This is a genomic window from Nonomuraea solani (assembly GCF_900108335.1).
GTDB classification, from domain to species: Bacteria; Actinomycetota; Actinomycetes; order Streptosporangiales; family Streptosporangiaceae; genus Nonomuraea; species Nonomuraea solani.
The window spans coordinates 545,368-570,082 of record NZ_FNVT01000005.1 but is presented as its reverse complement, the minus strand read 5'-3'; the positions used below and the strand labels follow the sequence as shown (position 1 = coordinate 570,082).

Annotated in this window: 28 protein-coding genes; 12 read left to right on the top strand and 16 right to left on the bottom strand. The window is 72.3% G+C overall.

Features of this window, described 5'->3' with window-relative positions; genetic code table 11:
- Window positions 1-42: 42 nt before the first annotated feature.
- Window positions 43-891 carry a type I methionyl aminopeptidase gene (map, locus tag C4V41_RS22370; RefSeq protein WP_103957825.1) on the bottom strand — a complete coding sequence of 283 codons (849 nt, stop codon included), beginning with the start codon at window positions 889-891 and terminating at the stop codon, window positions 43-45.
- A gap of 5 nt (window positions 892-896) precedes the next feature.
- On the opposite strand from map, the gene C4V41_RS22365 reads away from it, so the two are divergent.
- Complete coding sequence (locus tag C4V41_RS22365; protein ID WP_103957824.1) at window positions 897-1,100, top strand: hypothetical protein; 204 nt, start codon at window positions 897-899, stop codon at window positions 1,098-1,100.
- Window positions 1,101-1,103: 3 nt separating this feature from the next.
- Here the strand turns inward: C4V41_RS22365 and C4V41_RS22360 are convergent, their stop codons facing one another.
- Window positions 1,104-1,784 carry a cyclase family protein gene (locus tag C4V41_RS22360; protein WP_103957823.1) on the bottom strand — a complete coding sequence of 227 codons (681 nt, stop codon included), beginning with the start codon at window positions 1,782-1,784 and terminating at the stop codon, window positions 1,104-1,106.
- The gene (locus C4V41_RS22355) at window positions 1,781-2,038 is read right to left on the bottom strand and encodes a CBU_0592 family membrane protein (RefSeq protein WP_103957822.1); all 258 of its coding nucleotides are present in this window, start codon (window positions 2,036-2,038) and stop codon (window positions 1,781-1,783) included. The genes C4V41_RS22360 and C4V41_RS22355 overlap by 4 nt, the downstream gene beginning before the upstream one ends.
- Before the next feature lie 73 nt (window positions 2,039-2,111).
- Here C4V41_RS22355 and C4V41_RS22350 point away from each other — a divergent pair, with 73 nt between their 5' ends.
- Window positions 2,112-3,083, top strand: a complete 972-nt coding sequence (locus C4V41_RS22350; RefSeq protein WP_235030303.1) for a LysR family transcriptional regulator — start codon at window positions 2,112-2,114, stop codon at window positions 3,081-3,083.
- A gap of 160 nt (window positions 3,084-3,243) precedes the next feature.
- Here the strand turns inward: C4V41_RS22350 and C4V41_RS22345 are convergent, their stop codons facing one another.
- The gene (locus tag C4V41_RS22345) at window positions 3,244-3,822 is read right to left on the bottom strand and encodes a hypothetical protein (protein WP_103957821.1); all 579 of its coding nucleotides are present in this window, start codon (window positions 3,820-3,822) and stop codon (window positions 3,244-3,246) included.
- Between the two features lie 172 nt (window positions 3,823-3,994).
- Here C4V41_RS22345 and C4V41_RS22340 point away from each other — a divergent pair, with 172 nt between their 5' ends.
- Entirely contained in the window at window positions 3,995-5,137 is a 1,143-nt protein-coding gene (locus C4V41_RS22340; RefSeq protein ID WP_200824134.1) for a lipase family protein, read from the top strand.
- Window positions 5,138-5,194: 57 nt separating this feature from the next.
- Window positions 5,195-5,848, top strand: coding sequence for an NADPH-dependent F420 reductase (gene npdG / locus C4V41_RS22335; RefSeq protein ID WP_103957820.1), 654 nt, complete (start codon window positions 5,195-5,197; stop codon window positions 5,846-5,848).
- A gap of 11 nt (window positions 5,849-5,859) precedes the next feature.
- Here npdG and C4V41_RS63095 read toward each other — a convergent pair whose 3' ends face one another.
- From C4V41_RS63095 to C4V41_RS22315, 4 genes are read right to left on the bottom strand one after another with little or no spacing between them, the layout of a single operon-like run.
- Entirely contained in the window at window positions 5,860-6,096 is a 237-nt protein-coding gene (locus C4V41_RS63095) for a response regulator transcription factor (protein WP_200824133.1), read from the bottom strand.
- A complete protein-coding gene (locus C4V41_RS63090) occupies window positions 6,042-7,373 on the bottom strand; it encodes an ATP-binding cassette domain-containing protein (RefSeq protein ID WP_200824132.1) in 1,332 nt (443 codons plus the stop codon). Before C4V41_RS63090 ends, C4V41_RS63095 begins: the two co-directional genes overlap by 55 nt.
- Window positions 7,374-7,418: 45 nt before the next feature.
- Window positions 7,419-8,114 carry an alpha/beta hydrolase gene (locus C4V41_RS22320; protein ID WP_103957819.1) on the bottom strand — a complete coding sequence of 232 codons (696 nt, stop codon included), beginning with the start codon at window positions 8,112-8,114 and terminating at the stop codon, window positions 7,419-7,421.
- Window positions 8,115-8,126: 12 nt separating this feature from the next.
- Window positions 8,127-9,548 carry an aminotransferase-like domain-containing protein gene (locus C4V41_RS22315; RefSeq protein WP_103957962.1) on the bottom strand — a complete coding sequence of 474 codons (1,422 nt, stop codon included), beginning with the start codon at window positions 9,546-9,548 and terminating at the stop codon, window positions 8,127-8,129.
- A gap of 59 nt (window positions 9,549-9,607) precedes the next feature.
- Between C4V41_RS22315 and C4V41_RS22310 the strand changes: the two genes are divergently transcribed.
- Both C4V41_RS22310 and C4V41_RS22305 read left to right on the top strand, forming a co-directional pair.
- Complete coding sequence (locus C4V41_RS22310) at window positions 9,608-10,792, top strand: trans-sulfuration enzyme family protein (RefSeq protein ID WP_103957818.1); 1,185 nt, start codon at window positions 9,608-9,610, stop codon at window positions 10,790-10,792.
- Window positions 10,793-10,832: 40 nt separating this feature from the next.
- Window positions 10,833-11,753 carry a serine/threonine dehydratase gene (locus tag C4V41_RS22305; RefSeq protein WP_103957817.1) on the top strand — a complete coding sequence of 307 codons (921 nt, stop codon included), beginning with the start codon at window positions 10,833-10,835 and terminating at the stop codon, window positions 11,751-11,753.
- Window positions 11,754-11,866: 113 nt separating this feature from the next.
- Here C4V41_RS22305 and panB read toward each other — a convergent pair whose 3' ends face one another.
- Window positions 11,867-12,697: a 3-methyl-2-oxobutanoate hydroxymethyltransferase gene (panB, locus tag C4V41_RS22300; protein WP_103957816.1), complete on the bottom strand. Its 831-nt coding sequence runs from the start codon at window positions 12,695-12,697 to the stop codon at window positions 11,867-11,869.
- A gap of 135 nt (window positions 12,698-12,832) precedes the next feature.
- Here panB and C4V41_RS22295 point away from each other — a divergent pair, with 135 nt between their 5' ends.
- Both C4V41_RS22295 and C4V41_RS22290 read left to right on the top strand, forming a co-directional pair.
- Window positions 12,833-14,053, top strand: a complete 1,221-nt coding sequence (locus C4V41_RS22295) for an MFS transporter (protein ID WP_103957815.1) — start codon at window positions 12,833-12,835, stop codon at window positions 14,051-14,053.
- 128 nt (window positions 14,054-14,181) lie between these two features.
- Window positions 14,182-15,732 carry an MFS transporter gene (locus C4V41_RS22290; protein WP_103957814.1) on the top strand — a complete coding sequence of 517 codons (1,551 nt, stop codon included), beginning with the start codon at window positions 14,182-14,184 and terminating at the stop codon, window positions 15,730-15,732.
- Between the two features lie 36 nt (window positions 15,733-15,768).
- Here the strand turns inward: C4V41_RS22290 and C4V41_RS22285 are convergent, their stop codons facing one another.
- Window positions 15,769-16,410 carry a zinc ribbon domain-containing protein gene (locus C4V41_RS22285; RefSeq protein WP_103957961.1) on the bottom strand — a complete coding sequence of 214 codons (642 nt, stop codon included), beginning with the start codon at window positions 16,408-16,410 and terminating at the stop codon, window positions 15,769-15,771.
- Between the two features lie 116 nt (window positions 16,411-16,526).
- On the opposite strand from C4V41_RS22285, the gene C4V41_RS22280 reads away from it, so the two are divergent.
- Window positions 16,527-17,129 (top strand): TetR/AcrR family transcriptional regulator, encoded by a 603-nt coding sequence (locus tag C4V41_RS22280; protein ID WP_103957813.1) that lies wholly within the window; start codon window positions 16,527-16,529, stop codon window positions 17,127-17,129.
- A gap of 87 nt (window positions 17,130-17,216) precedes the next feature.
- Here C4V41_RS22280 and C4V41_RS22275 read toward each other — a convergent pair whose 3' ends face one another.
- Both C4V41_RS22275 and C4V41_RS22270 read right to left on the bottom strand, forming a co-directional pair.
- Window positions 17,217-17,990: an ABC transporter permease gene (locus C4V41_RS22275; protein WP_103957812.1), complete on the bottom strand. Its 774-nt coding sequence runs from the start codon at window positions 17,988-17,990 to the stop codon at window positions 17,217-17,219.
- Entirely contained in the window at window positions 17,987-18,976 is a 990-nt protein-coding gene (locus C4V41_RS22270; RefSeq protein ID WP_103957811.1) for an ATP-binding cassette domain-containing protein, read from the bottom strand. Before C4V41_RS22270 ends, C4V41_RS22275 begins: the two co-directional genes overlap by 4 nt.
- Window positions 18,977-19,025: 49 nt before the next feature.
- Here C4V41_RS22270 and C4V41_RS22265 point away from each other — a divergent pair, with 49 nt between their 5' ends.
- Window positions 19,026-19,766: a TetR/AcrR family transcriptional regulator gene (locus C4V41_RS22265; RefSeq protein ID WP_103957810.1), complete on the top strand. Its 741-nt coding sequence runs from the start codon at window positions 19,026-19,028 to the stop codon at window positions 19,764-19,766.
- Between the two features lie 36 nt (window positions 19,767-19,802).
- Here C4V41_RS22265 and C4V41_RS22255 read toward each other — a convergent pair whose 3' ends face one another.
- Window positions 19,803-20,960: a hypothetical protein gene (locus tag C4V41_RS22255; RefSeq protein ID WP_103957809.1), complete on the bottom strand. Its 1,158-nt coding sequence runs from the start codon at window positions 20,958-20,960 to the stop codon at window positions 19,803-19,805.
- 69 nt (window positions 20,961-21,029) lie between these two features.
- Between C4V41_RS22255 and C4V41_RS22250 the strand changes: the two genes are divergently transcribed.
- Complete coding sequence (locus C4V41_RS22250) at window positions 21,030-21,704, top strand: TetR/AcrR family transcriptional regulator (protein ID WP_103957808.1); 675 nt, start codon at window positions 21,030-21,032, stop codon at window positions 21,702-21,704.
- 201 nt (window positions 21,705-21,905) lie between these two features.
- Here the strand turns inward: C4V41_RS22250 and C4V41_RS22245 are convergent, their stop codons facing one another.
- Complete coding sequence (locus C4V41_RS22245) at window positions 21,906-22,673, bottom strand: PP2C family protein-serine/threonine phosphatase (RefSeq protein WP_103957807.1); 768 nt, start codon at window positions 22,671-22,673, stop codon at window positions 21,906-21,908.
- 143 nt (window positions 22,674-22,816) lie between these two features.
- Window positions 22,817-23,218, bottom strand: a complete 402-nt coding sequence (locus C4V41_RS22240) for a MerR family transcriptional regulator (protein WP_103957806.1) — start codon at window positions 23,216-23,218, stop codon at window positions 22,817-22,819.
- Window positions 23,219-23,280: 62 nt separating this feature from the next.
- On the opposite strand from C4V41_RS22240, the gene C4V41_RS22235 reads away from it, so the two are divergent.
- On the top strand, window positions 23,281-23,937 hold the full coding sequence (locus C4V41_RS22235; RefSeq protein ID WP_235030302.1) for an SDR family NAD(P)-dependent oxidoreductase: 657 nt from the start codon (window positions 23,281-23,283) through the stop codon (window positions 23,935-23,937).
- Here C4V41_RS22235 and C4V41_RS22230 read toward each other — a convergent pair.
- A complete protein-coding gene (locus tag C4V41_RS22230) occupies window positions 23,926-24,666 on the bottom strand; it encodes a GNAT family N-acetyltransferase (protein WP_103957805.1) in 741 nt (246 codons plus the stop codon). The two genes, C4V41_RS22235 and C4V41_RS22230, sit on opposite strands and share 12 nt — an antisense overlap.
- Window positions 24,667-24,715: the final 49 nt, after the last annotated feature.

Below are 24,715 nucleotides of genomic sequence, written 5' to 3'. Positions count from 1 at the left end.
TCCTGTGGGCGCCCGCTCAAGGGCGCCCGGCCAGATGTGGGGTCAGGGGAGGGTGAGGATTTCGCTGCCCGTCTCGGTGACCAGGATCGTGTGCTCGAACTGGGCCGTGCGCTTGCGGTCCTTCGTCACCGCCGTCCACTTGTCCGGCCAGATGTCGTAGTCGATCGTGCCCAGCGTCAGCATCGGCTCGATCGTGAACGTCATCCCGGGCACCAGCTCCACCCGCAGCGACGGGTCGTCGTAGTGGGGAACCATGAGGCCGGAGTGGAAGGTCGTGCCGATCCCGTGGCCGGTGAAGTCGCGGACGACGCCGTAGCCGAAGCGCTTGGCGTACGCCTCGATGACGCGCCCCACCACGTTGAGCTGCCGTCCGGGCGCGACCGCCCTGATGGCCCGCATCGTCGCCTCGTGCGTGCGCTCCACCAGCAGCCGCGACTCGTCGTCCACCTCGCCCACGAGGTAGGTCGCGTCCGTGTCGCCGTGGACGCCGCCGATGAAGGCCGTGATGTCGACGTTGACGATGTCGCCCTCGTTGAGCACGGTGTCGTCGGGGATGCCGTGGCAGATGACCTCGTTGATCGAGGTGCACAGCGACTTCGGATAGCCCTTGTAGCCCAGCGTGCTCGGGTAGGCGCCGTGGTCGACGAGGAAGTCGTGGCCGATCCGGTCGAGCTCGTCGGTCGTGACACCCGGCCGGACGTTCTTGCCGACCTCTTCCAGGGCCTGCGCGGCGATCCGGCCCGCCACGCGCATGCGCTCGATGATCTCGGGGGTCTTCACGTCGGACTCGCCGGTCTTGGGGCGCTTCTTGCCGACGTACTCCGGCCGCTCGATGTGGGCGGGGACCTTTCGCATGGGCGAAACTCGCCCAGGCTGGAGCAGTGTCGTCATGAAACATGAGTCTACGGGGCAGAATTGACCTCGTGAGCGAAGGCCAATGGTGGTTCTGTCTCAAGCACATGCGGGTCGAGCCCGACAAGGGCTGCCCCAACAAAGACCGGATGGGCCCCTACTCCACGGAGCAGGAGGCGGCCGGGGCGCTGCAGCGCGCCGCCGACCGCAACAAGGCCTGGGACGAAGCGGAGCAGGACGAGGAGTGACCGTCAGGGCACGATGGCGTAGGCCCTGACGGGGAACGTGCCCATGCCGGCCACCATCGGTGGCGCGGCGTGGAAGCGGAACCCCTCATCGGGCAGCGCCGCCAGGCCGGTCATGTGCTCCACCAGCGGGATCCCCGCCCTCAGCAAGATCGAGTGGGCGGGGCGTTCGCCATGCGGCGGAGTGTCGTCGATGTTGAGCGAGTCGATCCCGACCAGCGCCGCGCCCTGCTCGGCCAGCCAGGCCGCCGACTCCGGCGCGAGGTAGGGGTGGTCGTGGAAGTAGGCGTCGGTGCCGAAGTGCCGGTCGAAGCCGGTGTGGATCAGCACGGCCCGCCCGCGCACGTCCAGCCCTTGGCCGACGTGTACGGCTCGCGCGTCCGGCCCCTGGCCGGCGTGTGCCGTCCGCTCTCCGTTGTGGGCGCGGACGACCAGGCCGGGGAGGTCGGCCATTTTGGACAGGGGGACCTGTGACAGGTCGGGGCCGTCGGCGTAGCGGTGGTGCGGGGTGTCCAGGTAGGTGCCGGTGTTGGCGGCCAGGGTGATCGTGCCGATGTGGAACTCCGTGCCCGGCGCGTAGACCTTGCGGGAGTCTTCCCTGGTCAGGTGTACGCCCAGCGCCGGGGCGGGTATGCCGGGGTAGGTGATCATGCCGTCGACGATGCGGTGGCTGAGTTCGATGATCATTTGGCTGTCGCCTCCCGTGGCCGTGCGAGTTTGAACAGGGCCACGGCGCCGATGGCGGCCCACACCAGATTGAGTCCGGCCGACGGCCAGGCGTCGTTGTAGCCGCTGTTGACCATCAGGCAGATCGAGCCCATGAGGTTGATGAGCTGGTACGACGTGCCGTCCCCGGACATGCGGGACGAAGAGACCAGAGCGTAGCCGGTCAGCAATAAGGCGGCGCCGATCCAGCCGATGGCGTCGAGCAGGAGTTCCATGGCGACATTGTCGGGGGCGCATGGGGATGAAGCACAAGTAAAGAATACTAAATGTGGGCGTAAGCTGACCTGCATGGACATTGATCCTCGGCGGTTGCGCGTGCTCCACGAGGTCGCCCGTCGCGGAGGCGTGATGCGGGCCGCCGAGGCGCTCTACCTGACCCCCTCGGCCGTCTCCCAGCAGCTCGCCCAGCTCGAACGGGAGGTCGGGCTGGCCCTCATCGACCGCTCCCAGCGCAGCGTCTCGCTCACTCCGGCCGGACGGGTGCTGGCCGGGTACGCGGAGCGGGTCGAGGAGGAGCTGATCGAGGCCAGGCGGGAGCTCACCCGGTTCACCGAGCGCCTGGCCGGGCCCGTGCGCATCGCGGCCTTCCCGACCGTCATCAAGCACGTGCTCGTGCCCGCCATGCGGGAGCTGGCCGAGCGCCATCCCAAGATCGCGCCGGTCATCCACGAGATCTACGGGCAGCCGGCGCTGCAGGAGCTGCGGCTGGGGGCGGTGGACGTGCTCATCACCGAGCAGGACATGAGCCTGCCCGCCCTGTCGCAGCCGTCGCTGATCACGCGGCTGCTCTACGTGGACGAATACCGGATCGTGGTGCCGCCCGGCTGGCCCGATCCGCCCGCCACGGTGGCCGACCTGATCCGGCTGCCCTGGGTGGCGAGCGAGCCCACCCAGGCGTGCGGGCAGGCGCTGGAGCGGCTGGCCGGGTTGCACGGGTTCGAGCCGCGCAAGGTGCACGTCATCACCGAGTTCGGGCCGACGCTGGCGCTGGTGGCGGCGGGGCACGGGGTGGCGATCGTGCCGACGCTGGCGCTGCTGGACGTACCGGAGGGGGAGGTCCGGGTGAGCGAGGTACGGGACGTGGGGGCGCGCCGGTTGGACGCCGTCACCCGCGTCAGCCGTACGCGGTCCGGGGAGCCCGACCCGGTGCAGGCCGTGGTGATCGGCGCGATCGAAGAGGCCACCGCGGCCCTGGAGACGTCCCTCCGTGGCCGCCTCGGCGAGCCACCTGTGGAGCCCTCGGACGGCGACCGGCCGTAGAGCGGACGGCGGCCGGTCTTGCGAAAGGTGGCTGTCCCTGACCGGCGGCGGCCGGATCCGTGGCTGGTCCGCGGGCGGTGGCCGGTCCTCCTAGAGGCGGGCGGGCCGGTTCCCCGGACGGCGGGCGGGCTGGTTCCCCGGACGGCGGGTGGCCGGCGCGTCAGTCGGTCACCTGGGGGCCGCTGACCTTGTCGAGGAGGCGGGCCAGGCGTTCGCGCAGGCTGGGGCGCTGCTCCACCTCGCCGGCCGCCGCGCTCACCAGGTGCTGGGCGCCGTCGAACGTCACCGGCCCCCCGAGCGGCACCGCGAGCGCGTCGTGGGCGAGCCCGGCCAGCTCCGGGTCGCCGCCTTCGAGCGCGAGGATCGTCGCCCCCGTACGGCGCGCGTCATGGACCCGTTCCAGCAGGGGAACCGGCGCCTGCTCCGCGGACAGCACGAACAGGGTCTCCCCGCGCTCGGCCTGTTCCAGGCGGTCGAGGCCGACGCGCAGATGGGCGGGGGCGCCGGCGGGCGGCGCCCAGCGCACCAGGGTCGGGGCGAGCTGCGGCAGGCCCGAGAGCCTGGCCTCGTCGCCGAGGTGCGCCGTCAGGTGCCAGGGCTCGTCCTCGGGCGTGCCCACCAGCAGCAGCCCGCCGGGCGAACGGGTGGCGCGCAGGGCCAGGCCCAGCTCGCGGGTGCGTTCGAGCCAGCCGGAGCCGTCCAGCAGCTCGCGCAAGAATGCCACCGATCCCGAGTCCATGCCTCCATGGTGCATGACTGGCTTTCGCGGGGTGGCTGATTCGCAAGTGATGGGTTGACACAGGGCGTGTTTCCCCGTCATTTCGGGCCTTGACATGGAGTTACCCTCGGGTAACGATCGGCTCGCGGCGCCGCCGTCCCCAGTATGTGATCCTCATGGAGAGGGGCGGCACATGACTTTACGTGTGCGCGTCAGCATGTTCGCGATCCTGTTACCGATCATGGCGCTCATCTCGGCTCCGGCCCGCGCCGCGGCCCCGGGAGACGTGGTCTCCGCGCAGCCCACCACGGTCTACCTCCTGCCGGGCCAACTGCTCAAGGTCCCGGTCAACGCCTGGCACGTCCTGTACAACTCCACCTCCTCCACCGGACAGCTCAACACGGTGTCCGGCACCCTGCTCGTGCCCAAGGCCGGCTACCCGCTGGGCGCGCGCCCCATCATCGGGTACGCCGTCGGCACCCACGGGCTCGGCGACCAGTGCGCCCCCTCGGTCAGCATGAGCCAGGGCCGGGAGGCCGAGCTCGCGCTGGTGAGCCTGTTCCTGCTCAAGGGGTTCGCGGTCGCGATGACCGACTACGAGGGGCTCGGCACGCCCGGGCAGCACACGTACATGGCCGGGATCTCCCAAGGGCACGCCGTGCTCGACTCGATCAGGGCCGCCACCCGCGTCTCCGGCTCCGGCCTGTCCGCGCGGGCGCCCGTCGGCGTCATGGGCTACTCCCAGGGCGGCGCGTCCGCCGGCTGGGCCGCGCAGCTCCAGCCCTCGTACGCGCCCGAACTGCGGCTGCGGGGCGTCGCGGCGGGTGGCGTGCCCGCCGACCTGTACGCCGTCGCGACCCACCTGGACGGCAGCGCCGACTTCGGCCTGGCGGCGGCCGCCGGGGTGGGGTACGACGCCGCCTACCCCGAACTGGACCTCGAAGCCGACCTCAACGACCGCGGCCGCGCCCTGCTCGCCGACGCCGCCGACGACTGCGTGGCCGAGCTGTCCAAGCTCGCCGGCCTGCGGTTCTCCGACCTGAGCCCGGTCGACCTGCTCAACCAGCCCAAGTGGCGGGCCCGCCTGGCCGAGAACCGCCTCGGGGCCATCGCGCCGCGGGTGCCGATGTTCCTGTACCACGCGCGGGGGGACCAGATCATTCCGCTCGCGGTGGGCGCCACGCTGCGCTCCGAGTACTGCGGGGCCGGGGTGAACGCGCGCTGGGTCGCGCTGCCCGCGCCCGACCACGTCACCGGCGCCATCGAGGGTGGCCCGCTGGCGATCGAGTGGCTGGCCCTGCGCATCCTGGGGCTGCCCGCCTTCGATAACTGCTAGCGCCTTCCGGCCAGGCCCACCCGGTCGCCGGCCGGGTGGGCCTGGCATGATCTGGCTATGACAGATGTGAGCGGGCTTTCCATCGCGATCCTCGGCGGCACCGGCGACCAGGGGAAGGGGCTGGCGCGGCGGTTCGCGCTGGCGGGGCATCCGGTGCTGATCGGGTCGCGCAGCGCCCAGCGCGCGCAGGAGGCGGCCGACTCCGTCGGCTCCGGCGCGACCGGGGGCGAGAACGCCGCCGTGGCCGCCGCGGCCGACCTCGTGATCGTGGCGGTGCCGTACGACGGGCACAAGGCGCTGCTCGAGTCGTTGCGCTCCGAGCTGGCCGGGAAGATCGTGGTCGACTGCGTCAACCCGCTCGGCTTCGACAAGCAGGGCGCCTACGCGCTGCCGGTCGAGGAGGGCAGCGCCGCCCAGCAGGCCGCCGCCGTGCTGCCGGACAGCCGGGTGGTGGCGGCCTTCCACCACGTGTCGGCCGTGGTGCTGATGGATCCGGCGGTCGACAAGGTGGACCTGGACGTCCTGGTGCTGGGCGACGACCGGGAGGCGACCGACACGGTCCGGGCGCTGGCGGACGTGATTCCGGGGGTGCGCGGCGTGTACGGCGGCCGGTTGCGCAACGCCCACCAGGTCGAGGCGTTCACCGCCAATCTCATCTCGGTGAACCGCCGCTACAAGGCGCACGCCGGGCTGCGGATCACCGACATCTGACGGCCGAACGGCTACAGCCAGCCGGCGTCCTCGGCGATCCGGATGGCGTCGATCTTGTTGCGGGCTCCCGTCTTCGTGATCGCCCCGGTCAGGTAGTTGCGCACGGTGCCGGGCGACAGGTGCAGGCGGGAGGCGATCTCCTCGGCCGAGGAGCCCCTGGCGGCCTCCTTGAGCACGGTGGACTCCCGGGGCGTCAGGGGGCTCTCGCCGTACTCCATGGCCGAGGAGACCAGCTCGGTGTCCAGCACGCGCAGCCCGCGGCCGTCCGCCTGATCGCCTCCGCCAGCCGGTCGCCCGGGGCGTCCTTGACCAGGAACGCCTCGATGCCGGCGGACAGCGCCCGGCGGACGTGCCCCGGCCGCCCCATCGCCGTCAGCACCAGGATCCGGCAGGACGGCAGGCGTTCGCGCAGCGTGGCGGCGGCGGTGATGCCGTCCACGACCGGCAGGTCGATGTCCACGACCGCGACGTCGGGCCGCACCCGCAGCGCCTCGGGGACGATCTCGTCGCCCCTGGTGACCTCGGCGACCACCTCGATGTCGGGCTCCAGCCGGGACGTGGTGATCGTGCAGGTCGTGGCCCGGCTGTGGCGCAGGACGTTGGTGACCGCCTCGCGTACGCCCCAGGCCAGCGCCTCCTCCGACCGCCCCGGCAGCGACGCCTCCGCCAGATGCGCCTGCACGCCGATGCCCGACGACTCCAGCAGCGCCACCGCCCGTTTCACCTCCGCCCAGGTCAGCAGCGTCTGCGCGGCCAGGTCGGGGTCCTCGGCGCGGCAGATCGCGCGCTCGCCCTCCACGGTGACCGGCAGCGGCAGCTCGCCGGCGGTCACGTGCGCGGGCAGCAGGAACGACACCCGCCCGCTGCGCGCCGCCAGCGTCTCGGCCATCCCGCCGGAGGCCACGATCCGGCCCTCGTCCATGATCGCCATCGACGACGCCAGGCGCTGCGCCTCGTCCAGGTAGTGCGTGGTCAGCAGGATCGTGGTGCCCTGCCGGGCCAGGTCGCGGACGACGGCCCAGGTGTCGCCGCGCGCCCCGGGGTCCATCCCGGCGGTCGGCTCGTCGAGGAACAGCACGTCGGGACGGCCCAGCACGGCCAGCGCCAGGTCGAGGCGGCGTTTCTCGCCGCCGGAGAGCTGCCGCACCCGGGTGCCCGACCGGGACAGCAGCCCGGCCAGCTCCAGGGCCTCGTCGCGGGGGCGGGGCGCGGCGGTGAAGTCGCGCCACGTGTCGACGGTCTGGGCGACCGTCAGGTCGGGGAAGAACCCCGCCTCCTGCAGCATGATGCCGGTACGCCGCCGGAGCGCGGCGCGGTCGGCGTGCGGGTCGAGGCCGAGCACGCGCACGGTGCCGCCATCGGCCCGCTGAAACCCGGCCAGCACCTCGACGGTGGTGGTCTTACCCGCGCCGTTGCGGCCGAGCAGCGCGAAGATCTCTCCCTGGGCCACCTCGAACGAGATGCCCCTCACCGCCTCGAACCCCTGGTGGCTCTTGCCGAGCCCGTTCACTTCGATCGCCGTCATGCGCTCCACCGTCGCGAGGCGGACGCACCGGGCACAGTGAAGAATTCACGACTTCCTGGACAACTTGAGCAGCGCGTCCGTGACGCCCTCGGGATCGACGAGCTGGTGCAGGTGCAGGCCGTCCACCCGGGTCACCGGCCAGCCCCGGCGGTGCGCCTCCTCGGCGACCTTCTCGTACGACTCGCCGAAGCACAGGAACGAGCACCTGACGGAGTCCCACCCGGCGGGCACCGGAACGGCCTGCGTGTAGTAGTTGAGCGGCAGCCGCGGCTGCTCGGCGGCCACCCGGATGCGCACGGCGGGATCGGGCAGCATGGCCACCACGTCCTCCTCGTCCCACCAGTCGGTCCAGCGCGGCAGCACGCCGTCGGGCCCGGCCAGGTCGTGCAGGAACGGCAGGAACGCCTCCTCCGCCGTCTTGATCAGCCCTTCGCGCGGCGGAATGTGGGCGTCGGCGAACACGCAGGCCACCACCCGGTCGCCCAGCCCCTCCTTGATCACCGGCAGGAAGAACCCGGCGTTGCTGTGCACGACCAGCACGATGGGCGTGGCGGGCGCGGCGGGGACGGCGGCGCGCACCGTCTCGACCACCCTGGGCCAGTAGGGCGCCCCGCCCGTCGTCACACCCGTCAGGTCGGGCACCACCACGGTGTGCCCCCGGCGCTCCAGCGACTCGGCCACGGGAGCCCACGTCGAGGGCCCGACGGAGGGACTGTGCACGAGTACGAAGGTCGTCTCCATGGTCCCACCTTGTCAGACGATGAGGGGGTGACGGGACACCGCCCGATCGGCGCCGTCGTAGGACGCCCAGGCCGCGGCCAGGTTGTTCACCGCTCGCGAAAGTTCATCGGGCCGGAACAGGAAGTGCAGGCGCATGCGGTCGGCGTGCCCGCCCAGCGGGTCGAAGGAGCGGCCTGGCGGCACCGCGACGCCGTGCCTGAGCGCCACCTGGGAGAAGGAGTCGACGTCGCCGCGCGGGACGCGTACCCAGATGGTCTGGCCGCCGAGGGCGGGCTCGAACGACCACGACGGCAGGCGCGCCCGCAGCTCGGCGCACAGGTGGTCGTGCCGCTCGCGCAGCGTGCGGACCCGCGCGGCGCGCACCTCCTCCAGGCGGCGCAGCAGCGCGGCGGCGGCGAGCTGGCTGAACACCTCACCCCCGAGATCGTGTACGGCCCGCAGCCGGGCCAGGCGCGACACCAGCGGCGCCGCCGCGCGGATCCAGCCCACCCGCAGCCCGCCCCACACCAGTTTGCTCATCGAGCCGATCGTGATCACCTGCTCGCCCCGCCCGAACCAGGCCAGCGGCGGCGGCGTCTCGCCCGAGAAGCACAGCTCGGCGCACACCTCGTCGTCGATCAGCGGCACGTCGTGCGCGGCGGCCAGCGCGGCCAGCCGCCTGCGCGACGGGTTGTCCATGATGGCGCCGTCGGGGTTGCGCGCGGTGGGGACGAAGTAGGCCAGCGCGGGCCGCCCGCGCACGTCCTCGATGCTCTCGGCGGGCTTGACGACCGCCGCCGCGTGCCGGAACACCTCCAGCGCGCCCGGATATGTCGGCGTCTCGGCCATGACGGTGTCGCCCGGCGCCAGCAGCAGGCCGGTGAGCAGCGTGAGCGCCTGCTGGGCGCCCGTGGTCACGATGATCTCCTCCGGTGAGGTCGGCACACCCCGCCCGGTGTAGTAGGCGGCCAGCGCGGCCCGCAGCGCCGGGGCGCCCGCCGGCTGGTAGCCCAGGTCGAACGTGCCGTACAGGCGGGCGCCCGCCTCCGCGTACGCCTCGAACATCGCGTCCGGCGGGTCGTCCGGGGCGGCGCACGTCAGGAGCTGCACGCCGTCCGGCGGGTGCAGGATGTGCTGCAGCAGCGGGTTGGCCGGCACGCCGTCGGCGGTGCGCGTCGCGGGCAGGTCGAGCGCGGCCACCCGGGTGCCGCTGCCCTGGCGGCGCAGCACACGGCCCTCCTGCTGCAGCAGGTCGTACGCCGCCACCACGGTGCCCCGGCCCACCGCCAGCCGCCTGGCGAGCACCCGGTCGGGCGGCAACTGCTCGCCGGGCGGCAGCACCCCGTCGTCGATCAGCGCCCGCAGCCGGGCCGCGAGCAGCAGGTACAGCGGCCCGCGCCCCGACGCCCACCGGCCCAGCGCATCGACGAGATCGACGAGATTGGCCCCATTCATGGACCAATTCTGCCGCATTGGCTCTCACATCGGTCCGGCTCGCGGGAGATCCTGAGGTTATGAACGATTTCCGCCCCGAGACACGCCCCGAAACCCGGGCCGTGCACCTGCCGCAGCCGATCATCGAGGGCAGCCGTCCGATCACCGTGCCCATCTACCAGACCTCGGGCTTCGTCTTCGACGACCCGGCCGTGATGGCCGACGCGATGGGGCGGCCCGACGGGGCGTACGTGTACGGGCGCTACACCAACCCCACCGTGCGCTCCCTGGAACAGGCCGTGTCCGGGCTCGAAGGCGGCGTGGCGGGCATCGCCACCGGGTCGGGCATGGGCGCGATCAACACCGTCCTGCTCGGCCTGCTCAAGCCCGGCGACCACCTGGTCGCCCAGAGCTCCCTGTACGGCGGGACCGCCGCCATGCTGAACGAGCTGGTCGGCCGGTTCGGGATCACCGTCACGTACGTGCCAGGCGACGACCCCGGCGCCCTGCGCGCCGCCGTCCGCCCCGAGACCCGGCTCGTCTACCTGGAGACCATCAGCAACCCGATGACGCTGGTGGCCGACCTGCCCGGGATGTGCGCGGCCGCCGCCGAGCTGGGGATCCTGTCCGTGGTGGACAACACGTTCGCCACGCCGATGCTCTGCCGGCCGATCGAGCACGGCGCGGACATCGTCGTCCATTCCACCACCAAGTACCTGTCGGGGCACACCGACGTGGTGGGCGGGCTCGCGGTCTTCGCCGACAACGCCACGTACGAGCGGGTGTGGCACTTCGCGATCGAGCTGGGGGCCTCGGCCGACCCGTTCGCGGCCTGGCTGACGCTGCGCGGGCTCCAGACGCTCGCGCTGCGCATGGAACGCCACTGCTCCAACGCCCGCCTCCTCGCCACCCGGCTGGCCGAGCACCCCGCCGTCGACGCCGTGCACTGGCCGGGGCTCGCCTCGCATCCCTCGTACGAGCTGGCGGGCAAGCTGCTGTCCGGCTTCGGCGGGGTGTTCGCGTTCGACCTGGCCGGCGGGCGGGCGGCGGGGGAGCGGTTCATGAGCTCCGTACGCCTCGCGCTGCTCGCCCCCTCACTGGGCGGCGTCGAGACGCTCGTCCTGCACCCCGCCACCACCTCGCACCGCTCCCTCAGCCCCGAGGAGCTGCGGCGCAGCGGCATCGGCGAGGGCACGGTACGCATCGCGGTGGGCATCGAACATCCCGAGGACCTGTGGTCCGACCTGGCCCAGGCCCTGGCATAACCTCGGCTTCGACGCATTTTTCGATGATCGAGGGGGAGCCGTGACCACCTACGCGGATGTGCTGGCGGCGGCCGGGCGAATCCACGGGCACGTGCTGCGCACGCCGGTGCTCGAAATCTCGCCCGGGCTGTTCTTCAAACTGGAGCTGCTCCAGCACTCGGGCTCCTTCAAGGTACGCGGGGCGTTCAACCGCATCCTGTCGGCGGGCCAGGTGCCGGACAGCGGGGTGATCGCCGCCAGCGGGGGCAACCACGGGCTGGCGGTGGCCTTCGCGGCGCGGGCGCTGGGCGTGCGGGCCGAGATCTTCGTGCCCGAGGTGACCAGTCCCGTCAAGGTCTCCGGGCTGGCGGCGCTGGGGGCCCACGTCACGCAGACCGGCGCCATCTACGCCGAGGCGGCCGAGGCCGCCGCCAAGCGGGCGGCCGAGAGCGGGGCGCTGAGCGTGCACGCTTATGACCAGCCGGAGGTGATCGCCGGGCAGGGGACCACCGGGCTGGAGCTGATGGAGCAGACCGGTGGGGTGGACACGGTCGTGGTGGCGGTGGGCGGCGGCGGCTTCGGCGCCGGCATCACGGTGGGCACTTCAGGCGGGGCGTCGTCCGGTGGGCCGCGGATCGTGGCCGTCGAGCCGGAGCGCATCCCCACGCTGCGCCGGGCGCTGGAGGCGGGCCGGCCGGTGCCGGTGGAGGTCAGCGGCGTGGGGGCCGACGCCCTGGGCGCCACCCGGATCGGCGGGCTGGCCTTCGAGATCCTGTCCGGGCCCCGGGTGGAGAGCGTGCTGGTGAGCGACGAGGCGATCATGGAGGCCCGGCACACGCTGTGGGAGCGGCACCGGGTGGCCGCCGAGCCCGCGGGTTCGGCGGCCTACGCGGCGCTGCTGTCAGGGGTCTACACCCCGGCCCCCGGCGAGCGGGTGGCCGTGGTGGTGTGCGGCTCCAACACCGACCCGGCGACCCTTTAGTCTCGCTTTCCGCACGTGCTGAATCGCCACAGGCGAACCGGCCTCGTCAAGAAGGACCCCGCCGAAGTGCGGCGGAGCGGGAAGGGAAGCCGTGGTGACGTGCGGAAAAGAGTCTAGTCGTAGGTGTGTTCCGAGGCGGGGAAGGCGCCGGAGGTGACGTCGTCCGCGAAGGCGCGGACGGCGCGGTCCATTTCGGTGGCCAGGTCCGAGTAGCGCTTGACGAACTTGGCCGGGCGCGGCGTCAGGCCCATGAGGTCCTGCCAGACCAGCACCTGCGCGTCCGTCGCCGCCCCCGCCCCGATCCCGATCGTCGGTATGGCCAGCGACGTGGTCACCCGCTGCGCCAGGTCGGCCGGCACGCATTCGAGCACGACCGAGAAGGCCCCCGCCCGCTCCAGGTCCTTGGCGTCCGACATGAGCTCGTCGCCCGACTGCCCCCGCCCCTGGACGCGATAGCCGCCCATCACGTTGACCGACTGCGGGGTCAGGCCGAGGTGCGCCATGACCGGTATGCCCGCCGAGACCAGCGCCTCGACCTGCGGCAGGACCCGGCGCCCGCCCTCCAGCTTGACCGCGTGGGCCCCGGCCTCCTTCATGAAGCGCGCCGCCGAATCCAGCGCCTGCCCAGGCGAGCGCTGGTACGACCCGAACGGCAGGTCGGCGACCACGAGGGCCCGCGACGAGCCGCGTACGACGGCCGCCGTGAGCGGCAGCAGGTCGTCGACCGTGACCGGCAGCGTCGAGTCGTGGCCGTAGACGACCATCGCCGCCGAGTCGCCCACCAGCAGCACCGGAATGCCCGCCGAGTCGAAGACCTTCGCCGTCATCGCGTCGTAGGCGGTGAGCATGGGCCACCGCTCCCCGCGCTCCTTGGCGGCCATGAGGTCGCGGACGGTGACGCGGCGTCCGGATACGCCGCCGTACAGGGTGGTTGAAGAGGACATGTGACAACCCTCCAGGAACGTCTCGAGGCGCCCCAGTGGCGTCCCCGGACTCCTCTGATGATGGCACGCACGGAAAACCTGTGGCGAAACTGTCGGTGCCTCCTGTGACAATCAACGTGGAGGTAACGAACAACCATGGCTCTCGATCCTTACCGGCGACTGTTCGCGATCCCGGGTGTCCCTACGTTATTGCTGGTGGGGCTGCTGGCCCGGGTGCCCGCGACGGCCACGGGCATGGCGCTGACCCTGCACGTCGCCAAGTCGATGGGCCTCGACTACGGTCCCGCCGGGCTGGTCACCGCGGCCAGCACCATCGGCATGGCGATCGGCTCCCCGCTCTCGGGCCGGTTCGTGGACAGGCACGGGCTGCGTCCCGTGCTCCTCGTCACGACCGTGGCGCAGGCGGCGTTCTGGGCGTGCGCGTGGGCGCTGCCCTACCCCGTGCTGGTCGTCGCGGCGGCGCTGGCGGGGTTGCTGGGGCTGCCGGTGTTCAGCGTGACGCGGCAGTGCCTGGCCGCCATGGTGCCGGTCGAGCAGCGGCGCAGCGGGTTCGCGCTCGACTCGATCCTGGTGGAGCTGTCCTACATGGCCGGTCCCGCGCTCGCGGTCGCGGGCATCACCATGCTCGGCAGCGAGGTGACGATGATCGTCCTCGGCGGCGGCCTGACGGCGGCGGGCGTGGGCCTGATGGTGCTCAACCCGCCCATCCGGTCGGCCGGCGAGCTGGAGCTTCAGGAGGAGCGGGTGCCCAGGCGCCAGTGGCTCACCCCGGCGTTCGTGGCGCTGCTCGCTACGACGGCGGCGGCCACGTTCGTGCTCACCGCGAGCGAGCTGGCGCTGGTCGCCACCATGGACCACTCCGGCCAGACCGCGTGGGTCGGCCTCGCCGTGGCCATCTGGTGCGTCTTCTCGCTGGTCGGAGGCCTCGTGTACGGCGGGCTGTCGCGTGGTCTGTCGCCCCTGGTGCTGATCGCCGGCATGGGCCTGATGACCGTTCCGGTGGGGCTGGTCGGCGGCGGCTGGCACTGGGTGGTCCTGGCGCTCCTGCCCGCGGGGCTGCTCTGCGCGCCGTCGCTGTCGTCCACCGTCGACGTGCTCAGCCGCTGGGTGCCGAGCGCGGCCAGGGGCGAGGCGATGGGCTTGCACGGCACCGCCCTGCTGATCGGCGGCGCGGCCTCCGCGCCGATCGCCGGCCTCATCATCGACGGGAGCGGTCCCGGGTGGGCGTTCGCGGTGTCGGGGCTCGTGGGCGTCGCCATCGTGCTGGCCGCCTTGCCCTTCTGGCGCCGCCGCCCACCGGCGTCCGCCGTCCCGTCCCTGCCCCACGAGGCGCCGGTGACGGCCGCCACCTCGTAGTTCTCCCGTTCGGGCGGGCGACGGAAGGAGTTCGCGCGGAGTTTACGAAACGAGTCCGTTGCGTATCGGAATAGCTTGCGCTACGGTGACGTTGCGAAACTCAGACGTATCGAAATTAAGGATTTTTCATGGACCCGAACACGGGACACCCACGCCGTTGGGGGATCCTCGGCGTGCTGGTGTTCAGCCTGCTGGCGGTCGTGCTCGACAACACGATCCTCAACGTGGCGATGAAGACCATCGCCGACAAGACGGTCGGTTTGGGCGCCTCGCAGAGCGAGCTGGAATGGGCGATCAACTCCTACACATTGGTGTTCGCCGGGTTGCTGTTCACGTTCGGCGTGATCGGCGACCGCACAGGCCGCAAGCGGATGTTGTTCATCGGCATGGCGCTGTTCGGCCTGGCATCACTGGCCAGTGCCTATTCCCAGGACCCGATGCAGCTGATCCTGGCCAGGGCGGCCATGGGCATCGGCGGCGCGGCGATCATGCCGGCCACGCTGGCCATCATCTCCAACGTCTTCCCGCCCAGTGAGCGCGGCAAGGCGATCGGAGTCTGGGCCGGTGGCGTCGGGCTCGCCGTGGCGATCGGCCCGATCACGGGCGGCGTGCTGATCGAGCACTTCTGGTGGGGCTCGGTCTTCCTGATCAACGTGCCGATCGTGGTGATCAGCATGATCCTCATCGCCACCATCGTGCCCGAGTCGCGCGACCCGAAGCCGTCCAAGCTCGACCCGGTCGGCGTGGTGCTGTCGATCATCGGTCTCGTGGCCATCGTGTACGGCATCATCCGCGGCGGCGAACTCGCCACCGTCGCAAGCGCCGAGGTGCTCGTCCCGACGCTGGTCGGCGTGGCGGTGCTGGGCCTGTTCGTCTGGTGGGAGCGGCGCATCGACCACCCGGTCTTCGACGTGCGCAGCTTCTCCAACGTCCGCTTCAGCTCGGCCATCGGCATGATGGGCATCGTCTTCTTCGCGATGATGGGCGGAATGTTCTTCCTGACGTTCTACCTGCAGATCGTCATGGGGTTCACGCCGGTGCAGGCGGGCGCGCTGATGATCCCGTTCGCCGCCGCGCAGCTCATCTTCGCGCCGCTCAGCCAGCGGGTGAACGAGCGCTTCGGTGGCAAGCTGTCGGCCACCGTCAGCATGGCCGTGGTGACACTCGCGCTCGGCAGCTACGCGCTGATGGACCAGAACACGCCGATCGTGCTGATCGAGATCGTCTTCTTCGTCCAGGGCGCCGCGATGGCCAACATCATGCCGCCCGCGACCACCGCCATCATGGAGTCGCTGCCCAGGGAGAAGGCCGGGGTCGGCTCGGCCATGAGCAACACCGTCCGCCAGGTGGCCGGCGCGCTCGGCGTGGCCGTGCTCGGCTCGGTGCTGTCGTCCAACTACCGCGGCGAGATCGCGCCCGCCCTGGCCGGCCTGCCCGCCGCCGAGCAGCACGAGGCCGGCGAGTCGATCATGGCCACCATGGGCGTGGTCCAGGAAATGGGCGACCAGGGCCGGGCGCTGGTCCAGCCGGCGTTCGACGCCTTCGTCAACGGCATGCACGTCACGGCGCTGGTGTCGGCGGTCATCGGACTGATCGGCATCGCGGTGGTGGCCCGCTGGATGCCCGGCAAGCCCCGCCCGGTCCAGCACGCGGAAACGAAAGAGCCGGCTGTAGTTTGACATCCTCCCTGCCCATGGCAGGGATTCGAACCCATCTCACGCTGGGAGGAGGCCAGGTTGAGGTTCGCGGCGCACAGGCCCGGCAACCCGTGGCCCTTCCCGCGCGGTCACGGCATGTCCTGCCGCCGGCCGGATGTTGCGAGCGGCGGTCACGCCGGCGTTGGCGGCGTATCCACAGGATCGGCGGCGGAAGGCGGCTTGGCTCTCGCGCGCCTTGGCATCCACGATCCGGCACGCCGAGCATCGCCGGCTCGTGTACGCGGGGCTGACCTTGACCACCCGGCCGGGGGCCTTGTGTTCGAGCCGTTGGACCAGGCGTCCCCGACCGGCCGAGAGAATCGATCGGTTGAGCGCCGCCTTGGCGTGGACGTCGCGGCCGGGCCGGGCGCGCGTGCCCCGAGCCGATCGGGGCACGCGCCGGGACCGGCGAAAGTTCGCCATGGCTTGGGCGAAGTCCTGCTGCCGCACGATGATGGAGCCCGCCCGCAACCAGGCGAACTCCGCCCGAGTCTCGGTCGACCGGCGGCACCGCTCGGCGAAACCCGGCGCGCTCTTGCGGCCCGGCCGCCGATGGCCGCACTGCTCAACCGCCAGATTCCGGACGAACCGGGCATGCTCGCAGTGTTCCATCAACGCCGCCTCCCGGACGGGCGGGGGGTCGAGCCGGTGGCGGGACACGCCGATCAACCTACCGATCATCACCGACAAAACCAGGAGGCCGGCATGCCCGGCGGTGCTTCGCCTTCGGGTGCGGAGGAACGGCGCGTTCGCGCTGGAGATATGGTGAGGCCGCGATGACGATCCAGGAATCAGGGACGGCCCGGCCCGCCGGGCGCCCGCGCAGTGAGAAGGCCGAGAAGGCGATCATCGAGGCGACCCTCGACCTGATCGCCGAGGGCATGGGCGTCTCCGAGCTGTCCATCGAGGCGATCGCCGCCAAGGCCGGCGTCGGCAAGACGACGATCTACCGGCGCTGGTCCAACAAGGAGGACCTGGTCGTCGACGCCCTGTCCACGCTCAAGGCGCCGCTGCCGCCGCTCGCGGGCACGTCGGTGCGTGACGACCTGGTCAGCCTGCTCGACGCGATGCGGCAGGAGTCGGGCGAGGCCCGCAGCCGGTGCGTCATGAACATCGCGATGGGAGAGGCCGACCGCTATCCCCGGCTGATGGAGCGCTTCATGAAGCGCGCCGTCGAGCCGCGCAGGCGGGCGATGCGCGAGGTGATCGAGCGCGGCATCGCCACCGGCGAGCTCAGGGCCGACCTGGACGTCGACATGGGCATGGCCATCATCTCGGGGGCCATGCTCTGGCACACCAAGTGGGGCCCCGCCGGCGACCTGCCGGCCGACCTGCCCAGCCGCGTCGTGGACGTGGCCCTGTCCGGGATGGCCCCCTGACGATTCCCGTGCTCACGGAGGCAGGCCGCACGCCGCCTCCGTGAGGCCGTTTGAGGGGTCTTTTGCGGCACGCCGCCGGTCCTGCGCCTATGCCGCGGTTCTGCGGCGGAACAGGAGGGCCGCGAGCGGGAGGCTGAGCACGACCGTGCCCCCGAGCCACGCGGCCGCCACCGCCCCCGACGAGCCCATGGGCTGGTCGAGCAGCAGCGCCCGCAGGGTCTCGATGATCGGCGTGGCCGGCTGGTTGTAGGCGAAGTCCCGCAGGATCCCGGGCATGGTCTCCGCCGGGACGATGCCGTCCGACACGTACGGCAGGAAGAGCACGGCGAAGCTGAACGCCCCCGCCGCCTGCGTGGACCTGACCAGCAGGCCCCAGAGCGCCGCGAGCGAGGACACCGCCAGCACGTACCCCGTGACCAGGGCCAGCACCAGAAGCCAGTCGGTGAGCGTGGCGTCGGGGCGGAAGCCGAGCAGGATCGCGGCGGCCAGGGCGATGGCCGACGATCCCACGTTCCTGATCACCGAGGCCACGACGTGCCCGGCGGGGACCACCCAGCCGCCGATCGGCAGGGTGCGGAACCGGTCGATCATGCCTCCGGTCATGTCGTCGGCGATGGTCACGGCGGTCAGCGCGGCGCCGTACCCGCCGGACATGAGCAGGACCGCGGGCACGACGAAGTCGATGTAGGCCAGCCCGCTGGAGCCGGTCGTGATCGCGCCGCCGAACACGTACACGAAGAGGATCATGATGATCACGGGCAGGGCCGTGTTGATGATCAGGCCGTCCAGGACGCGCAGCTCGCGGCGCAGGTCGCGGACGACGAGGCGGCGCAGGTCTCCCGCGGCGGTCAGGGCGCTCATGCGGCGGCCGCCGTGAGCTCGAAGAAGACGTCGTCGAGTGTGGGGGTGCGCAGCTCCACGTGCTCGACGGCGATGCCGGCCCGGTGCAACAGGTCCAGCGCGCGGCGCAGGTGGTCGGGGTCCTGGACGGCGAGCGTGAGCTCCCGGTCGGTGGGAGAGCCCGGCCCGGCCGGTGCGGCGGCGAAGGAGCTCGGTGCGGCGGGGGAGCTCGGTCCGGTCAGTACGGTACCCGCGCGGGGCAGGTCTTCGGCCCGTGACAGGCGCAGCACCAGTCGTTCGGCCCCGACCTGGCGCTTGAGTGCGGCGGGGGAGTCGTCGGCGGCGACGCGTCCCTCGTTGATCACCACGACGCGGTCGGCGAGCTGGTCGGCCTCCTCCAGATACTGCGTGGTGAGCAGGATCGTGGTGCCGGAGGCGAGCAGTTCGCGGATCACCGCCCACAGCTCCGCCCGGCTGCGCGGGTCGAGCCCGGTGGTGGGCTCGTCGAGGAAGAGGATCGGCGGTGCCGACACCATGCTGGCGGCCAGGTCCAGGCGGCGGCGCATCCCGCCGGAGTAGGTCTCCACCCGGCGTTCGGCGGCGCCGGCCAGGTCGAAGCGCTCCAGCAGCTCGCCCGCCCGCCGCCGCGCCCGACGGCCGCCCAGGTGGTAGAGGCCGGCGAACAGCTCCAGGTTCTCCCGCCCGGTCAGCAGGTCGTCCACGGTGGCCTGCTGGGAGGTCAGCCCGATGGTACGCCGCACCGCGACGCCCTCCCGCGTGACGTCGTGGCCGCCCACGGTGGCGGTGCCGCCGTCGGGGGCGAGCAGCGTGGTCAGGATGCGTACGGTCGTGGTCTTGCCCGAGCCATTGGGCCCGAGCAGCGCCAGTAAAGAGCCGGTGGGCACGGTCAGGTCGATCCCGGACAGCACCCGCGTGCCGCCGAACGACTTCGTCAGGCCCCGGGCCACGATGGCATCTGTGAATACCCTACTGTGTATGACGTTCATAGTTTCAAGATAATGCAGAATCCTAGGAGTGCGTCAAGGAGGAGGTTCGATGGAGCGGTCGCTGCCGTCCGTGGTCGAGCGGTTGTGGGGGCGCGAGCCCGTCTCGCGCCGGGGGCCGCGGCCGCGGCTCGACCTGGCCACGATCACCGCCGCCGCCATCGAGATCGCCGACACCGACGGCCTGGCCGGGGTCTCGATGGGCGGCGTGGCCTCGCGGGTGGGGGTGGCGGCGACGGCCCTCTACCGGTACGTGGGCAGCAAGGAGGACCTGCTCACCGTGATGGCCGACGGTGTGGCGCCGCTCCCGCCCGAGCCGGGCGGCCTGCCCTGGCGCGACTATCTGGCCCTGTGGACCAGGCGCCAGCGCGACATCGTGCTCGAACACCCCTGGCTGCTGTCGATCGGCCGGTTCGCGCCGCCCCTGGGCCCGCGGCGGCTGCTGTGGCTCGACCGGCTGCTGGCCGCGCTCGACGGCACCGGCCTCGACGACGGTGAGAAGATCAACGTGGCCGGCACGCTGACGGGCTACGCGCTGACCGACGCGGCCGTCGTCAACGCGATGGCCGCCGGCGACCCGCAGTACCAGGAGGCCGGCATCGAGGGCGCCTCCGACTACGGCGAGGTGCTGGCCGAAGTCCTCGACCCCGCCGACTACCCCGCCCTGTCGGCCGCGGTGCGCTCCGGCGCCCTGTACGGCGCCGAGGGGTGGGTGGACGACGCCGACTTCCGTTTCGGCCTCGACCTGCTGCTCGACGGTGTCGAGCAGCTCATCGCGCGGCGCGCCCTATGAGGCGCGCGGCGCGCCCTATGAGGCGCGCGGCGCGCCCTATGAGGCGCCCGGCGTGCTCTGGTGCGGCCGCACGTCGGCGGGGAGCAGCGTTTCGGTGAGCAGCCGCCGCGCCCGCTCGGGGCCGGTCACCCAGGGCCGCAGCAGCTCCCATCCATGGAAATATCCGAAGATGTACGGGCTCATCGGCGACGGCTTGAGCAGCGCCAGCGCGAGCTCGGCCTCCTCCTCGCCGTAGAGCGCCCACCGCCTCAGGTACGCGGCCGTCTCCGCCTCGCCCCTGCCCTCGTCGACAAGGAAAGCGGCGTTGCCCCAGACGCCCCACAGCACGTTCCTGGCGTGGTGGATCGCCGCGAAGTCGCCCCCGCCGGGCCGGATGCCGGTCTCGGGGAAGACGTTCGCGTTCAGCCACTCCTGCGCCTCGTCCCCGGGGAACAGCAGCTCCTCGGCGAGCAGCCCGAGCCCCTCGCTGAGCACGAACGACGGCGACAGCATGAACCGCACGTCCTGGCCCCCGAGCAGCGTCTCCTTGAGCATCGACTCGGCGATGTGTCCCGGATGGCCCTCGTGGGCCACGAGATACAGCAGATCGGCCAGGTTGAAGGGGATCGTCCTGTTGATGTGGATCGTGGACTTCAGCCCGCCCTCGTACTCGCCCGCCCCGTGGAACGCCACCCCCTCCACCAGCCGGCACTCGACGACCTCGTCGGGCAGCGCGATGATGGCCGCGGCCGTACGTGCCCGCGTCTCGGCCACCGCCTTGCCCACCAGGGCGGGGAGCCGTTCGATGGACTCCAGTGTGTGGGCCGCCTGCCAGGCCCGCAGCCGCTCGGCCGGCGAGCCCGGCGTCTTCGGCAGGGCGGCGTCCAGCTCCGCGTGGGCCCGCTCGAACACCGCCTCCGGCACCCACCGGGGCTCCAGCCCCAGGCACTCCCGCCCGTACTCGGCCAGCGGCAGCCGCTCACCGCCCAGGCGGCGGGCGACGGCGCGCATCGCGCGTACCTGGGCGGCCAGGTACGCGGATGGCGCCTCGGCCAGCAGCCGCTCCGCCTCATCGGCCAGCGCGCCGGGCACGGCCGGCGGCTCCGTCTCCGCCCGCGTGCTCCACTCCGCCGGCCCCCGGTAGATGAGCATGGGCCCGGCGAGCCGGTTGATCCGCAGCGCCAGCATCGCGTAGTCCCGCCGCCAGTTCGTCATGACTTCTCCTTCAGGTGGCTCCTTCGGGGTGGTCCAAGCTAGCCGTACGGTTTTCCGTACACTGCACGGGTGAGCATCTGGTTCCGCGAGGACGACCGCCCTCGCAGGCCCCGCCTGTCGCGCGAGCGCATCGTCGAGGCCGCCGTCGCCCTGCTCGACGCCGAAGGGGCTGCCGGCTTCTCCATGCGCGCCCTGGCGGCCCGGCTGCGGGCGGGCACGATGTCGCTCTACGAGTACGTCCAGAGCAAGGAAGACGTGCTCGACCTGGCCCTGGACGAGGTGATCGGCGAGATCGAGCCCGCCGGCCCCGGCCCGTGGCGCGAGACCCTGATCGCCCAGCTCACATCGAGCAGGGCCGTCATGCGCCGCCACCCCTGGGTGCCCGCGCTCACCGCCACCCGCCCCCTGCTCGGCCCGAACGCCGTCGCCCGCTCCGGCGTGTTCTACGCGGCCCTCGCCGGGGCCGGGCTGAGCGGCCCCACCCTCACCGCCGCCGTCGGCACGCTGACCTCCTACGTCAACGGCTTCGTCGCCGCCGAGAACACCTGGTGGGACACCGTACGCACGCCCGCGGCCGACGCCGAGATCCGCGGCAGGGTCGTGCGCCACCTGGAGGAGCACATGGCCGAGCTGGCCCGCCACTCCCAGGTGGACGACGGCGACTTCGACACCCAGTTCCTGCTCGGGCTCGACCTCGTCCTCGACGGCATCGCCACCCGCCTGCGACCTGAGCCGGACGGCTGACCACGCCCGGGCCGGCCGCCCGAAGGCCGGAGCCTGGCGTCAGGGGGCATGATGCAGGGATGGCGGCTCACCCGGCGATACGGCGGTGTCACCGCCGTCCACGACCTGTCGTTCATGGTACGGCCACGCCACCGGGTTCCTGGGCCGCCACGGGTCCGGGGAGCCCGCTGACGCACTGGGCGATCGATCACGGCGACTCGGCTACGAGGTCACGGGGATGAGCAGGGCGGTGATGTTGTCCTGGCCGCCCGCGTCGATGGCGTGCCCGACCAGCTTCCGCGCGACGTCGAGACGGTCGCGGCCCTTCGGGAGGGCGCCGGCCAGGTGGCGCCAGAGGCCGTCCGTGCACAGCAGCAGGTGGCCGGGGACCGGCGGCCGGTAGCCGCGCAGGCGGGGCTCGGGTTCCGGCGCGTCGGCGCCGAGCCAGGCGGACAACGCCTCGTGGGCGCCCGTGTCGTCCTCCGTCATGGTCATCCCGACGCCCTCGTCCGGCAGCCAGTACGCGCGGCTGTCGCCGATCCAGCAGCTCCAGATGCCCTCCGGGCCCGCGACGCCCGCCACGTACGTGCAGGCCGGCGCGGCGTGGACCGATGCGGCCAGGGCGGCGACCGCGCGGCCCGCCCGGATCGCGGCGCCCGCGAGGGCCGTCTCCGGCAGTTCGCCCGCCCGCAGCCCGGCCGCCGTCGCCGCCGCGCCGGTCTCGGCGGCCACCTGGGCGGCGCGGTCCGCCCTGGGCGACATGGAGACGCCGTCGCAGACCACGCCGATCGTCCAGGCGCCCGCCCTGGTCAGGGCCATCGCGTCGGCGTTGATCTCGCGTTTCGGGCCACGGTCGCTCACGCCGGCCGCGCCGCCGGTGATGGTCAGCTCCAGGTGGGCGCGGAAGGCCGGTTGCGGGGTGCCGCACTCCCAGCAGTGGCCGTCCGGGGCCACGGCGGTGCCGCCGCACGCGACACAGGTCTCTGTCATGTCCCACGATCTTCGCAGGGCATGTGATGGGCAGGGAAGGGCGATGGGATGGCCGAAGGCTGGGCGGCGTTGGTGGCGGGGCGGGGAGGCGTCCGGGCGGCCGGCGTGAGTCCTGGGGGTGCTGGAGCCGCACCCGGACCGGTTCATGAACCAGGCGTTCCGCCAGAGCGGCGAGTGGTCAGCACGGTGGTCAGCACGGTGGCCAGCATGGTGTCGAGGGCCTGCTGGGAGGTCTGCAACCGTTCGATGGTCTCGGCGATGCGGCGGCGTTCCCTGCGCAGGTGGGTGACCATGCCGGGGCACGCCGCAGGGACGATCCGGCCGCCGTCGTCGTCGTGGAAGCAGTGCAGGAGCCGGGCGATGACCGTCGTGGGAAGACCGGCGGCCAGCAGGGCGCGGATGTGGCGTACGGCGGCCACGTCCGCGTCGGTGTATTCGCGGTAGCCGTTCGGGAGCCTGCGCGGTCGCAGGAGGCCCTGTTCCTCGTAGTAGCGCAGCAGCCGCCTGCTCACCCCGGTCTCCACGGCCAGGTCACCGATCCTCATGCGCTCCCTTGACCTTCACATTCATGTGACGCTTTACGGTTCTGCTGTCATTCGCAACAAACGTGAAGGAGCAGATGATGCCGGGAGCGGTGATCGTCGGGTCGGGGCCGGGGATCGGACGGTCGGTGGCCCACCGGTTCGCGAAGGAGGGCCTGGCCGTGGGCCTCGTCTCGCGGAGCGGCAGTGCCCTTGGCCTGGAGGGGGCGGTGACGTACCGGGCGGACTGCGCCGACGAGGACGGGCTGCGGGCCGCGCTCGACGCCATGACCGGTGAGCTGGGCACGCCGGACGTGGTGGTGTACAACGCCGCCGTCATCCGCCAGGACTCGCCGGCCGAGGCCGGCATGCGCGTCCAACTGGAGGCGTGGGCGGTCAACGTGGGCGGGGCGCTCATCACGGCCTCCCACGTGCTGCCGGCGATGGCGCGGCGCGGCGGCGGCACGTTCATCGTCACGAGCGGCATGCCCCGCCCCAAGGCCCGGTACGTCAGCCTGTCCCTGGGCAAGGCGGGCGTGCGGGCGCTGGTGACGATGCTGGACGAGGAGTATGGGCCGGCCGGTGTGCACGCGGCGAGCGTCACGGTGGCGGGCCCCGTGGCGCCGGGCACGGCCTTCGACCCCGACGACATCGCCGAGCACTACTGGCGCCTGCACACTCAGCCACGCGGCGAATGGGACCAGGAGATCCTCCACACCGGGGGAGTGGGGTCAGGCCGTTAGTTTCCAGAACCAGCCGAGGGGGCGCAGGCCGAGCCGGGCGGCCACCCGTCGCGACGAGTGGTTGCCGGCGCTCGTGCTGTAGAACACGTGGATGCCGGGCAGGTGCCCGGCCCAGGCGGCGGTGGTGGCGGCCGCGTAGCCGCGACCCCGGTGGGACGGGGAGGTCCACGTGCCCGCCTCCGCGCCGGCCGGGGTCAGGCGGGCCGTGTGGCACAGGGCCACCATCTGCCCGTTTTCGACGACCATCGCCCAGGGTGCCCCTTCGCCACCGCCGATGAGCGTCTCCCACTCCTCCGGCTCCCAGCCCTCGGGCCGTGGTAACGGACGGGCGCGGCGGACGTCGGCGGGGTCGCCCGAGCACAGCACCTCCACCCCGGCGTCGAATCGGACGGGCGGGCTCACCAGGTAGCTCGGGCCTCCCGACACCGTCACCCCTTCGCCACCCAGGAGGGCGCGGCACCGCTCCAGGACGGCGGGCGGCCGGTCGCCCGGGGGCGCGGCGGGGGTGGCCCGGGCGATGAGGTCGAGCAGGCGGTCGGCGAGTGGGGCGGGCACGTCACGGGACACGGCCGCGATCATGCCATCGGCCGCCACCCCGATCACCACGTCCTCGGGCCCGGGCAGACGGCCACGCTCGTCGAGCCGCCAGATGACCCCCAGCTCGACACCGATCAGGTCGATGTCGCGCGGCGGCCGCTGCTGATGCTCATGGGCGGCTGGTCCAGTCATGGTCGAGTGGCCTCCAGGGAGCGGGTCCGTGGCGAGCGGGCTTCAGGTC